This window comes from Acidobacteriota bacterium, assembly GCA_016716715.1.
In the GTDB taxonomy this organism is placed as follows: domain Bacteria; phylum Acidobacteriota; class Thermoanaerobaculia; order UBA5066; family UBA5066; genus Fen-183.
On the sequence record JADJVE010000019.1, the window covers coordinates 89885 to 102518 of the forward strand.

A 12634-nucleotide genomic window follows, 5' to 3' on the forward strand; every position below is an offset into this window, starting at 1 on the left:
GATGGCCTCGCTCCGGCACCGGTTCCTGATGAGGTTCGTGAACCTCTACCCGCCGTTGCTCGGGGCCGGAATCCGGGTGACCTACCCGAAGGACGATCCGTACACGATCGTCGTGCGGATGAAGCTCCACTGGTGGAACAGGAATCTCTTCGGGACGCACTTCGGAGGGTCGCTCTACGCGATGTGCGACCCGTTCTTTGTCTTCATCGTGATGAAGAACCTCGGCCCCGGATACCTCGTGTGGGACAAGGCGGTGCAGATCGAATTCCTGAGGCCGGGCCGCGGACGCGTGACCGGGCGCTATCACGTCCCGCCCGAGGAGGTCGCGCGCGTGAAGGCGCTGGCCGACGGGGGGGAGAAGGTCGAGCCGGTCTACGTCGGCGAGATCGTGGCGGACGACGGGACGCTCGTCGCGCGCGTCACGAAGCGGCTCTGGGTGAGGAAGAAGACGGCCTTGTCGGCGCCCGGTCAGTCGTCGGCCGCTGCACCGGAGAACACGGCGCCGCCGCGTGCCGCCCAGAAGCCGTAGGCGGCGATCGCGAGGACGACCGCGAGGCAGAAGAGCCCGTACCCCGCGAACCAGCGGGACAGGTCGGGCGTGATCGGCGCGCCCGAAAGGAGCTGGAAGACTCCCATGCCGACCGCGAGGCCGAGGAGGCCGGCGCGGAAGAGAAGAAGAACGAAGACCGTCGCGCAGAGGGCGCCCCCCGGCATCTCGAAGAGGGGATTCTCGCGGCCCGCGAACGCCACGAAGAGGACGAGCCACGGCACGGCGGCGGCGAGCGCGGCCTTGCGGAACACGAGTCGTCCCAGGAAGAGCGAGGCGATGACGAAGAAGAGGCGGACCAGGCCGTCCGCGGCCGCGAAGAGGACGTGGGCCGCGATGCCGGGCAGCCCGGACAGGGCCATCGAGCTGACCGGCATCGGCGTCTGGCCGGGGGCCGCGAAGAGCGCGGGCGGGAGGTTCTCGACGCTCACGACGAGGCCGACGAACAGGCCCGCGAGGACGCCCCAGAGATGGTCGCGCCCGACGAGGGGGTCGCGCAGCCTGCCGGAGAGGAGCCGGGTCCACGAGACCAGGAGTTCGGGGTAACGTCGCCGGAAGTACGGCTCCAGGGCGAGATACACGACGCCGACGATGAGCCCCGCGGGAAGACTGTCGCCAAGACTCTCCCAGAACGCGCGGTCGAAGGCGCCCGGCGCCACGGGGACGTGGCGCACGAGGAGGTGACCGACGAGGATGAGGCTGAAGACAACCATCGTCACGCGGATGGCGCCGGCCTTGTCCCCGCGTCCGAGCCGGAGATTCCGCCTTGCGAAGTAGAGCCCCGCGGCGGTGAAAGCCAACGAGAGGACGAAGAAAGAAACATCGAAGACCTTTGCGCGAAGGCCCCTGGGGCGGATCGTGACCTGAGCGGCCTCGCTCCACGGCGCGATCAGCTCGAAATAGACGGGGCGCCCCTCGTGGACCGCGGCCACGACCTTCAAGACGGCGTCCGGTCTTTCGGGAACGGCTCCCGTCCAGCCGGCCACGGTGTCGAACGCGACGGGCGGCACCCATGAGGCCTCGGCGGGCGTGAAGGCCTTCAAGTCGAGGCCCGCCTCCCTGAAGAGCGCCTCCCATCCCGGCGGGGCCTGTGGGGGAGAGCCGTTCCGCAGCTGTCTCGGCACGGCGAGGAAGCTCCGGAGTCGGCCGCGGGTGTCGAGCGTGACGGTGACCATCCCCGAGACGTTCATCGCGGGGTCGTCCCCCCGGACTTCACCGCGAAAGTCGCGTGGCACGAGCGGTCGCGGGCTCTGTCGGTAACGGAAGGTGGCGGGCGTCCACCACGAGGAAGAGAGCTGCCGCGCCCAGCCAGGCGGGCCGTGCTGCGCGTTCCACAGAAGGAACGGGTAGTCCCGGAGGAAACTGACCGCTGTATCGGCTGGCGGATCAGTCCAGCCGAGGCGGGTTGCCACCTCGTGGGCCCGGTCCGTGAGCGAATCGCGGGATTTCTCGGGAGGCGCGAGGCCGAGGTCTCTCGTGAGGCCGGAGATGAGAAGCACCGCGACAAGGAGGACGACGACGCCCGCGAGAAGCGCCCACGCCGGGCCCGCGGCGAGCGTCCCTTCCTCTCCGGCGGCCGCGACCATCTCGGGAGAGGGCGTCTCGCCGGCGGCGAGCGCGGCGGCGAGAGGATCGCCACCGGGCAAGGCTCCTGCAACCTGCACCGCCGACGACGGCCGCGCGCGCGGGTCCTTCTCGAGACAGCGCAGGATGATGCGCTCGACCGCCGGGTCGAATCCCGCGAGAACGGCCGAGGGCGCCGTCGGCGTCTCCTGCTCGTGCTTGCGGCGCATCTCGGCCAGCGTGGGCGCGTCGAACGCCCTCTTGCCGGTCGCGACCTCGTAGAGGACGAGGCCGAGCGCGTAGAGATCGCTCCTCACGGACGACGGCTTGCCGGCGAGCTGCTCCGGCGCCATGTACGCGGGCGTGCCCGAGATTTCGCCCAGCGAGGCCGCCTCTTCGGCGGCGACCGCGAGACCGAAGTCCGTGATCCTCACGCGGCCGCGCCCGTCGAGCATGACGTTCGCGGGCTTGAGGTCGCGGTGCAGGACGCCTTTCTCGTGCGCCGCATGGAGGCCCGCGCAGAGCTGGCGGGCGATCTCGATCGTCTTGTCGACGGGGAGGCGGCCGATTCGCTTGAGGAGCGACGCGAGGTCCTCGCCGTCGACGTACTCCATGGAGAGGAAGTGGCGCCCTTCGATCTCGCCGATGTCGTAGATGCGGCACACGTTCGGGTGCGAGACCTGCCGCGCGAGCCGGACCTCGGCGTGGAAGCGCGCGAGGAGGCTCTCGTCCGTCGAGACCGCCTTGGGCAGGAACTTCAGGGCGACGGTCTGGCCGAGCTTGAGATCGTCGGCGCGGTAGACCTCGCCCATGCCGCCCTTCCCGAGCAGCCCGACGATGCGGTACCGCTCTCCGAGCATCGCGCCCGGGGCGAACGCGCCGAGGTCGAGCGAGCCAGAAGAGACGAGCCGGCGCACCGACGAAGGGGCCTTCCCGGTGACGGGCTTCGGCGCCGAGCCCATCTCGGTGGGGAGGTGAGACAGCGAAGCCGACACGGCCTGGCCGCACGCCGGGCAAAAGCGGCCGGAAGCCGGCACCTCGGCGTCACAGTGAGGGCAGCGCGTCACGGGTTGTCGAGATGCTATCTCAATGAATGCCGGACGGGCTGTGTTATCCTCCGCGGCTCCGGCCGAAACGCCGGAAATGCTCTTTGGAGAAGACGATCCGGGTCGAGGTCGGGGCTCAAAAGACGTTCCATCGCGAACGGCCCCCGGCGACAGCCCTCGGAGAGACAAACGCGGCACGCACAGGCGCTTAGCTCAGTGGTAGAGCACTACCTTGACACGGTAGGGGTCAGCAGTTCGATCCTGCTAGCGCCTACCATCCGCAGTCTCTCCCGTGCCGCCGCCGTTTGGCAGCTCGAAGGCGCTTAGCTCAGTCGGTAGAGCACTTCCTTCACACGGAAGGGGTCAGCGGTTCGAGTCCGCTAGCGCCTACCAACCTCATTCCTCGACCCATCTCGTTTTTCTTCTCGGAGAAGAGAAGAAGAAGATTTCTTCTGGGAAAGGGAAGAGGGGAAGACATGTCCGCGGCGGTGAGTTCGAGCGTGATCCGGTTGACGCTGCCCGATGGCTCGGTTCGGGAGGTGCCCTCGGGCACCACCGGCCGTGCCGTCGCCGAGTCGATCGGCCCCCGGCTCGCCAAGGACGCGCTCGGCGTCAAGCTCTCGGGCCACGTCCTCGACCTCTCCCGCCCCCTCACGGAGTCCGGTGCGTTCGAGGTCGTGACGCCGAAGCACGCCGACGCGCTCGAGCTCTACCGCCACTCCACGGCCCACCTCTGCGCGAACGCGGTCAAGCGCCTCTTCCCGGGCGTCAAGATCGGCATCGGCCCCGCCATCGACAACGGCTTCTACTACGACTTCGATCCGGGCCGCCCGTTCACGCCCGAGGACCTCGAGAAGATCGACGCCGAGATGCGGAAGATCGTCGCCGAGGACAACGTCGTCGTCCGCAAGGAGATGTCGAAGGCCGAGGCCGTGAAGCTCTTTCAGGGCCAGAACGACCCGCTCAAGGTCGAGATCGTCGACGGCATTCCCGAGGGCAGTCTCTCGTGCTACGAGCAGAAGGACTTCATCGACCTCTGCCGCGGCCCACACGTCCCGTCCACGGGGAAGCTCGGCGTCTTCAAGCTCACGCATTCCGCCGGCGCCTACTGGAAGGGCGACGAGCGAAACCCGATGCTCCAGCGCATCTACGGGGCCGTGTTCCTCACGCAGAAGGACCTCGACGAGCACCTCGCGCGCCTCGAGGCCGCCCGGGCCCGCGACCACCGCAAGCTCGGCAAGGAGCTCGGGCTCTTCGTGTTCCACCACTGGGCGCCCGCGTCGCCGTTCTTCCTCCCGAAGGGCGCGACGGTCTACAACCTCCTCGTCGCCTTCATGCGCGACCTGTACGTGAAGTACGGGTACCAGGAAGTCATCACGCCGCAGGTCTTCGACGTCGAGCTCTTCAAGACGTCGGGGCACTACCAGAACTACCACGACAACATGTACTTCACCGAGATCGACGAGCGCGAGTTCGGCGTGAAGCCCATGAACTGCCCGGGGCACTTCCTCATGTACGCCTCGCAGGCGTACAGCTACCGGGACCTCCCGGTCCGCTTCGCGGACTTCGGGCGCCTGCACCGCTACGAGAAGTCGGGCGTCACGCAGGGCCTGACGCGCGTCCGCACGTTCGCCCAGGACGACTCGCACATCTTCTGCGCGATCGACCAGATGGCCGAAGAGATGAACCGGTTCCTCGACTTCATCCGCGAGGTTTACGAGACGTTCGCGTTCCGCGAAGTGAAGGTCGGACTCGGGACGCGCCCCGAGAAGTTCATGGGCGAGATCGAGAACTGGGACAAAGCCGAGAAAGCGCTTTCGGACGCGTTCGAAAAGCGCGCCGCGTCGCTTCCGGGCTGGTCGTATTTCGTGAACGCCGGCGACGGCGCGTTCTACGGGCCGAAGCTCGACTTCCAGGTCACGGACGCGATCGGCCGTGCGTGGCAGCTCGGCACGCTCCAGGTCGACTTCTCGAACCCCGAGCGCTTCGAGCTGCACTACACGGCGGAGGACGGGTCCAGGAAGCGCCCCGTCGTCCTCCACCGCGCGATCCTCGGGTCGCTCGAGCGGTTCTTCGGGATTCTCATCGAGCACACGGGCGGCGATTTCCCGTTCTGGCTCGCGCCGGAGCAGGTCCGGGTGGTGCCGGTTTCGGAGAAGTTCAATGAATACGGGGAAGAGATTCTTAGAAGGGTAAGAGAAGCGGGCCTGCGCGCGTCGAGCGACCAGAGGAATGAAAAGCTGGGCGCGAAGATCAGGCTGGGCGAGATGGAGAAGGTCCCCGCCCTCCTGATCGTCGGCGAGAAGGAAGTCGCGGCGGGCACCGTCTCGCTCCGCGTCCGCCACGGCGGGGAATTCAAGGACCAGAAGATTGGAGAATTGCTTCGAATGATGAGAGGGGCGGTGGCGAACCGCTCGCTCGTTTGGCACGAAACGTCAACGGCTCGCTAACAGAAGGAGGAAATCCCCATCGCATTCTTCAGAGGTGGTCCCCGGGTCCCCCCGACCAAGAACTCCCCGATCAACGAGTACATCCTGCGTTTCAAGGGTGTCCGGCTGATCTCGTCCACGGGCGAGCAGCTCGGCGTCCTCGAGCCCCAGGCGGCGCTCGCGAAGGGTCGCGAGGAAGGCCTCGACGTCGTCGTGATCGCCGAGCAGGCCGACCCTCCGGTCTGCAAGATCATGGACTACGGGAAGTTCACGTTCGAGAAGAAGAAGAAAGAGCACGAGTCCAAGAAGAAGCAGAAGGTCACCCAGGTCAAGGAAATCAAGTTCCGGCCGAACATCGACGAGCACGACTACGACTTCAAGTTCCGCAACATCATCCGGTTCCTCGAAGAGGGGGACAAGGTGAAGGCGACGGTTCAGTTCCGCGGACGTGAGATGTCGCGACTCGACAACGGGCGGAAGGTCCTCGACCGGCTCATCAAGGACCTCGAGGGCAAGGCGCACGCCGAGTCCGGCACCGAGATGATGGGGAACCGCATGCACCAGATCCTGAGCCCCATCAAGAAGCACTAGAGATCGAAAAGGAGACCGTCATGCCCGGCAAGAGAAAGACGCACCGGGGCGCTGCGAAGCGCTTCCACAAGACCGCGACGGGGAAGTTCAAGCGCGGTCACGCGATGAAGCGTCACATCCTCACGAAGAAGAACGCGAGCCGGCTGCGGGGACTGAAGAAGTCGACGCTCGTGTCGAAAGCCGACACGAAGAACGTCCGCTCGATGCTCCCGTACGCCTGATCCGAATCCACTTAAGGAGATACGACCATGCCTCGCGTCAAGCGTGGACCCAAAAGGAAGAATCGCCGCGTTCGCGTGCTCAAGCTCGCGAAGGGCTACTACGGAACCAAGCACAACTGCTTCCGCATCGCCGAGCTCCAGGTCGAGCGCTCGCTCGCCTACGCGACGCGCGACCGCAAGCAGAAGAAGCGCGAATTCCGCGGACTGTGGATCGTGCGCATCAACGCCGCCGCCCGCGACCACGACCTGAGCTACAGCAAGCTCATGGCCGGGCTCAAGAAGGCCGGCTCGGACGTGAACCGCAAGGTTCTCGCCGAGATCGCCGTCGAGGACCCGAAGGGGTTTCGCGTCGCTCGTCGCGTCCGCCAAGTCCGCCCTCGGGCTGTCGGCCGCCGCCGCTCCCGCGAACGCCTGATCCGCGTCGACGAGTGGCGGATCTGCTCGCTTCGGTCGAAGAGAATCGAAGAGTTTTCTTCGAAGAGTTGAAGACCGCGCAGGAGAAGGCCGCGACGAGCGGCCTCTTCCCGGCGGACGTGCGCGCGCTGCACGTCAAGTGGCTGGGCCAGCAGCAGGGGGCGATCACGGCCCTCCTCAAGCAGCTCAAGGAAGTCCCCAAGGACCAGAAGGCGAGCGTCGGCGCCGCCGTCAACACGTTCAAGAGAGACGTCGAGGCTGCCCTCTCTTCACTCGAAGAATCTTCTCTTCTCTTCGAACGCCAGCAAAAGCAGAAGGCGCTGGCCGTCGACGTGACTCTCCCCCCGCGCGCCCCGCGCCTCGGGCGGCTGCACCCGCTGACGGTGGTCAGGCGCCGCATGGAGGAAGCCTTCTTCGCGCTCGGCTACGAGGTCGCCCACGGCCCCGAGGTCGAGTCGGACTGGCACAACTTCGAGTCGCTGAACTTCCCGCCCGACCACCCGGCGCGCGACGCCGTGGACACGTTCTTCGTGAAGGACGGCGGGGTGGGGCGCGACCGCCTGCTGCTGCGCACGCACACGTCGCCGGTCCAGATCCGGACGATGCTCGGAGAGAAGCCGCCGATCCGGATCGTCATCCCGGGCCGCGTGTATCGCAAGGACGACATCGACCCGCGCCACTCGCCGGTCTTCCACCAGATGGAAGGGCTCACGGTGGGCGAAGGCATCACGTTCGCCGACCTCAAGGGCACGCTCGCCGCGTTCTCGAGGCGGCTCTTCTCGCCCGAGACGAAGATCCGCTTCGGCCCGACGTTCTTCCCGTTCGTCGAGCCGGGCGTCGACGTCGCCGTCTCGTGCGTCTTCTGCAAGGGAACCGGTGCGGCGAACGGCGGCGCGTGCCGCCCGTGCTCGGGCTCAGGCTGGATCGAGATCATGGGCGCCGGGATGGTCCACCCGAACGTGCTCCGGAACGGCGGCATCGACCCCGAGAAGTACTCCGGCTTCGCGTTCGGCATGGGCATCGACCGCATCGCGTTCCTCCTCTACGGCGTCCCGGACCTGCGGCTCTTCTTCGAGAACGACGTGCGGTTCCTCGACCGCGTGTGGGCCTGAGATGAAGTTCGCGTACTCCTGGCTCGCCTCGTACCTGCCGGGCCCGGCGCCGGACCCGAAGGAGCTGGGCGACCGCCTGACGGCCGTCGGCTTCATCGTCGAGGGCGTCGAGGGCGCGGGCGCGGCCACCGTGTACGACGTCGAGATCACCGCGAACCGGCCTGACGGCATGAACCATCGCGGCCTCGCCCGCGAGGCCGCCGTCGCGCTGCGCCGCGCGTTCGGGGACGCCGAAGCGTCCGTCGCCGTTTCGGAAACCGGGCCGGCGGTGGAGACGCGCGCGGCCGTCGTCGTCGCCGAACCCGCGCTCTGCTCGCGCTACTCCGCGCGCGTGATCGAGGGCGTGACGATCCGCCCGGCGGCCGCCGCCGTGACGGCGCGCCTCGCCGCGATCGGCCAGGGCGCGATCTCCTCGCCCGTCGACGCGACGAACCACGTGCTCTGGGACATCGGCCAGCCGCTCCACGCCTTCGACCTCGACACGCTCGCGAAGGGGGCCGACGGCCTCCCGACGATCGTCGTGCGGCGCGCGAAGGCGGGCGAGACGCTCGTGACGCTCGACGGCGTGGAGCGCAAGCTCGGACCGCAGCACCTCGTGATCGCGGACGCCGAAAGGCCCGTCGCCCTTGCGGGCGTCATGGGCGGCCTCGCGACCGCGATCTCGGAGAAGACCACGCGCATCCTTCTCGAGAGCGCGCACTTCCACCCGGGCGCGGTGCGCAAGACGGCGCGCTCCCTCGGGATGCACACCGACGCCTCGCACCGCTTCGAGCGCGGCACGGACCCCGAAGCGACGCTCGACGGCCTGAACCGCGCCGCGCGCCTCATCGTCGCCGACTGTGGCGGCATGGTCGCGAAGGGCGTCGTCGACGTCCGCGCGGAAAGGGCGCCCGCGGCCGCGCTCTCCCTCCGCCTCTCACGGCTCGCCAGTTTCCTCGGCATGACGATCCCTGAGGGCCGCGTCGTCGAGATCCTCCGCGAGCTCGGGCTCGCGCCCGTCCTCGAGGGCGGCGCCGTGACGGTGAAGGTCCCGAGCTGGCGCATCGACGTCACGAGCGAGGAAGACCTGATCGAGGAAGTCATCCGCTGCGAGGGCTACGACCGCCTGCCCGAGACTCTCCCGGCGCCGTTCGTGCCGCGCACGGTTTCGCGCGCCGCGCAGGTGCCCGACCGCGCCCGCGACCTCCTCGCGGGGATGGGCCTTCTCGAGTGCGTGACGTACTCCTTCGTGTCGGAAGCCGAGAACGCGCCGTTCGCGTCCGCGGCTCCCGGCGCGCCGGTCGTCGTCGAGAACCCGCTCGGCGAGCCGTTCACGACGCTGCGCGCGACGCCCGTGATCGGCCTCCTCCAGAGCGCGCAGCACAACGTGCGGCGCGGCATGAAGGACCTCGCCCTCTTCGAGGTGGGCACGAGCTTCGGATGGAATCCGGAGAAGAAAGAGATTTCTGCTGAAGAGAAGACCGGGGATGGGAGAGTTTCTGAGAAGGTAAGAGTGGGGATCCTGCTCGCAGGCGCCCGGAACCGCCACTGGGCGCAGACGGAAACGGCGAATTCGGATTTCTTTGAAGGGGCGGGAATCGCAGAAGCCCTCATGAGGGGCCTCGGCTTGGGTGGGCCCCGTGCCCTCTTCACCTTCAAAGAAAATCCCTCTTCGCCTTTCTCTTCGTTCCTCGCGGCTGGCAGAGCGGCCGACGTTTTCGTGTCGGGCAAGCCCGCGGGCTGGGTGGGCGTCCTCGAGCCGGCTCTCGCCGCCTCGTGGGACCTCGTCGATCCCGTCGTCGCCGATCTCGACCTCGGTGTCCTCGCCGCCGCGCTGCCGCCGGCCGAGACGTCCGTCGAGCCGCCGTCGAAGTTTCCCGGCAGCGAGGTGGACCTCACGGCGACGCATGCGCTTTCTCTGCCCTGGGCGGCGCTCGAGGCGGCCGTTCGCAGCGGCGCGCCCGCCGAGCTCGTCGCAATCGAGGCTAAGGGGCGTTACCGCGGCCCCGGCGTCCCGGACGGATTCGTCAAGACGACCCTGACCCTGCGTTTTGGATCCCCGCGCGGCTCGCTCGCGCGCGAGGACGTGAACGGCTGGCGCGACGCGGCCGCACGGCGTCTTCTCGCCCTCGAGGGCGTGAAGGTCGACGGCGTGCCCGCGCCCGCCTGAGGAGGATGCGTGAAGGAAGCCAAGGGAAAGACCGAGAAATCCGAAGGCTCCCTCGAGCCCGTTCTCGACGCGATCGAGGAGCGGGTCGAGGCGCTCGTCGAGGTCGTGAAGAAGCTCGCCGCCGAGAACGCCCGGCTCGAGTCCGAGGTCGCGGCCGCGAAGGCCAAGGCGGACGAGGGCGGGGAGGCCGCGATGCTCCTCGCGCGTTACGAGGACGAGCGCAACGCCGTGAAGGAGCGCATCGAGCGCGTTTTGAGGACCCTGGACGAGGGAAAAGGCGCGGGTAAAGCGTAAGAGCGCGTGCTATCCTTTCCGCGCGGCCACGTGCCGCAGCGGAACAATGGCGAAACCCAGCGTCACACAGGTCGAGATCTTCGGGCAGACGTACTCCGTCCGCGCCGCGGGGGATCCCGGCTACATCAAGGAGCTGGCCGGTTTCGTCGACCGGAAGATGCGCGAGGTCTCGGAGCACGCGCCCACGATCGACGCCGCGAAGATCGCCATCCTCACTGCCCTCAACATTTCCGACGAGTTCTACCAGTTTCGTACCAAGTCAGGCTCCGAGGGTGATCCGGGCCGTCTCGCCGCACGGGCGGGCCGCCTCGTGGAAAAGCTCGACGAGGTCCTGAAGACGTCTCCCTCAATTCCGGCGAGGGCCGGCAACGAATCGATCGGCACCCTGCGCGGTGCGTGAATGGGATATGTCCTTGAACCGATATTTCTATCGTGGAGCCTTCGACATCGGGCCGACCGGTGACGCCCCTTCGGGGGAACTAAAGGTCTGCCCCGGGGTCTCCCCCTGTCTTTTGACGGGTTCAATCGACTTTTCCCACACGGCCGAGGCGGGGCGCCCTTCTTGGGCATCACCGGAGGGACGTCTCCAGGATCCTGTCGCGCTCTAGTTCCGGATCACCCTCTCAAACGAACGTTTCGAGGGGGACAGACCCGTGAGTTCGATTCAATTCATCGTCGTCGAGGTTGCGCTCGCGATTTTCGCCGTGGGCGTCCTCGTGTGGGCCATCCGGTCCCGCGGATCGGCCTCACTCGCGAGGGCCGAGGCCGAGCTCGAGGCCAAGAAGGTCCGCGAGGAAGCCAAGATCGCCGCCGAGGCCGCCGTCCGCAGGGCGGAAGCCAACGCCCAGAAGACCGAGCTGGACGCCAAGGAGCGGCAGCTCAAGGCCCGCGAGGCCGCGGACGCCGAGGCCGCCAAGCGTCGAGCCGAGCTTCTCGACCAGGAAAAGCGCCTCCTCCAGAAGGAAGAGACGCTCGACAAGAAGATCCTCGCGGCCGAGAAGCGCGAGCAGGACTCGGAGAACCGCGCCCAGAACCTCACGAAGCGCGAGAAGCGCATGGAGGAGCTGGAGGAAGAGGCGAAGAAGGCCGCAGAGGCCGTCGTCGCCCAGCAGCGCTTGAAGCTCGAGGCCATCGCCGGCCTGACGGCCGAGCAGGCCAAGCGCGACCTCATCCGCGAGCTCGAGAACGAGGCCCGCCTCGAGGCGACGGGTCTCGTCCGCCGCATCGAGGAAGATGCCGTCGAGAGCGCGAACTGGAAGGCGAAGCGCCTCCTCTCGATGACGATCCAGCGCATGGCGTCCGACCACGTCGTCGAGACGACCGTGTCGGTTCTCGACCTCCCGTCCGACGACATGAAGGGCCGCATCATCGGCCGCGAGGGCCGGAACATCCGCGCCGTCGAGGCCGCGACGGGCGTCGACATCATCATCGACGACACGCCGGAGGCGATCCTCCTCTCCTCGTTCGACCCGATCCGCCGCGAAGTCGCGCGCCGCGCGCTCGAGCGCCTCATCCAGGACGGGCGCATCCACCCGGCCCGCATCGAGGAAGTCGTCGAGAAGGTCCGGGAGGAGCTCTGGCAGGACGTCAAGACGGCCGGCGAAGCCGCGGCGTTCGAGTTCGGCATCGCCGACCTGCACCCCGAGGTCGTCAAGCTCCTCGGCCGCCTCAAATACCGCACGAGCTACGGGCAGAGCGTCCTCCAGCACTCGAAGGAAGTCGGCTGGGCCGCGTGCCACCTCGCGAGCGAGCTGGGCGCGGACGTCGCCGTGACGAAGCGCGCGGGGCTCCTCCACGACATCGGCAAGGCCGTCGACCGCGAGCAGGAGGGCACGCACCTCGAGCTCGGACGGCAGATCCTGAAGAAGTACGGCGAGAGCGAGGCCGTCATCCACGGGATGGAGTGCCACCACGGCGACTACGAGCCGCGCACGATCGAGGCGGTCCTCGTGAACGCGGCGGACGCGATTTCGGCGGCCCGCCCCGGCGCCCGCCGCGAGATCCTCGAGACCTACGTCAAGCGCCTCGAGAAGCTCGAGAAGATGACGGAAGGGATGAAGGGCGTCGAGCGCACGTTCGCGATCCAGGCGGGACGCGAGCTGCGCGTGATCGTGGACGCGAAGAAGATCTCGGACGACGAGTGCCTGTGGATGTCGAAGGACATCGCCAAGCGCGTCGAGGCCGAGCTTCAGTACCCCGGGCAGATCAAGATCACGGTGATTCGAGAGACGAGGGCCGTTGATTTTGCCAAATAGAAGAGGAAGAGAA

Annotated in this window: 10 protein-coding genes, 2 tRNA genes, 1 other RNA gene and 1 pseudogene; 13 read left to right on the plus strand and 1 reads right to left on the minus strand. The window is 67.6% G+C overall.

Annotation, left to right across the window (positions count from 1 at the left end; genetic code table 11):
• The first annotated feature begins 1 nt into the window (after position 1).
• Positions 2-529 (plus strand): DUF4442 domain-containing protein, encoded by a 528-nt coding sequence (locus IPL89_17915; GenBank protein MBK9065034.1) that lies wholly within the window; start codon positions 2-4, stop codon positions 527-529.
• Here IPL89_17915 and IPL89_17920 read toward each other — a convergent pair.
• A complete protein-coding gene (locus IPL89_17920) occupies positions 469-3177 on the minus strand; it encodes a protein kinase (GenBank protein MBK9065035.1) in 2709 nt (902 codons plus the stop codon). The two genes, IPL89_17915 and IPL89_17920, sit on opposite strands and share 61 nt — an antisense overlap.
• 181 nt (positions 3178-3358) lie before the next feature.
• Here IPL89_17920 and IPL89_17925 point away from each other — a divergent pair.
• The 12 genes and pseudogenes from IPL89_17925 to rny all read left to right on the plus strand — a co-directional run bounded on the left by IPL89_17925 (position 3359) and on the right by rny (position 12621).
• Positions 3359-3433, plus strand: a tRNA-Val gene (locus IPL89_17925).
• A gap of 40 nt (positions 3434-3473) precedes the next feature.
• Positions 3474-3549, plus strand: a tRNA-Val gene (locus tag IPL89_17930).
• A gap of 83 nt (positions 3550-3632) precedes the next feature.
• The gene (gene thrS, locus IPL89_17935; GenBank protein MBK9065036.1) at positions 3633-5606 is read left to right on the plus strand and encodes a threonine--tRNA ligase; all 1974 of its coding nucleotides are present in this window, start codon (positions 3633-3635) and stop codon (positions 5604-5606) included.
• A gap of 18 nt (positions 5607-5624) precedes the next feature.
• Positions 5625-6176 (plus strand): translation initiation factor IF-3, encoded by a 552-nt coding sequence (locus IPL89_17940; protein ID MBK9065037.1) that lies wholly within the window; start codon positions 5625-5627, stop codon positions 6174-6176.
• A gap of 20 nt (positions 6177-6196) precedes the next feature.
• A complete protein-coding gene (gene rpmI / locus IPL89_17945) occupies positions 6197-6397 on the plus strand; it encodes a 50S ribosomal protein L35 (GenBank protein ID MBK9065038.1) in 201 nt (66 codons plus the stop codon).
• Positions 6398-6424: 27 nt separating this feature from the next.
• Positions 6425-6883 carry a 50S ribosomal protein L20 gene (rplT, locus tag IPL89_17950; protein ID MBK9065039.1) on the plus strand — a complete coding sequence of 153 codons (459 nt, stop codon included), beginning with the start codon at positions 6425-6427 and terminating at the stop codon, positions 6881-6883.
• Complete coding sequence (gene pheS / locus IPL89_17955; GenBank protein MBK9065040.1) at positions 6835-7923, plus strand: phenylalanine--tRNA ligase subunit alpha; 1089 nt, start codon at positions 6835-6837, stop codon at positions 7921-7923. Before rplT ends, pheS begins: the two co-directional genes overlap by 49 nt.
• Position 7924: 1 nt before the next feature.
• Entirely contained in the window at positions 7925-10072 is a 2148-nt protein-coding gene (gene pheT, locus IPL89_17960; protein MBK9065041.1) for a phenylalanine--tRNA ligase subunit beta, read from the plus strand.
• 9 nt (positions 10073-10081) lie between these two features.
• Complete coding sequence (gene zapB, locus IPL89_17965) at positions 10082-10366, plus strand: cell division protein ZapB (GenBank protein ID MBK9065042.1); 285 nt, start codon at positions 10082-10084, stop codon at positions 10364-10366.
• A gap of 46 nt (positions 10367-10412) precedes the next feature.
• A pseudogene (zapA, locus tag IPL89_17970) lies at positions 10413-10685 on the plus strand (cell division protein ZapA).
• A 60-nt stretch (positions 10686-10745) separates the two neighbouring features.
• Positions 10746-10925: non-coding RNA, 6S RNA (gene ssrS, locus IPL89_17975), on the plus strand.
• 94 nt (positions 10926-11019) lie between these two features.
• Positions 11020-12621 (plus strand): ribonuclease Y, encoded by a 1602-nt coding sequence (gene rny, locus IPL89_17980; protein MBK9065043.1) that lies wholly within the window; start codon positions 11020-11022, stop codon positions 12619-12621.
• Positions 12622-12634 lie beyond the last annotated feature (13 nt).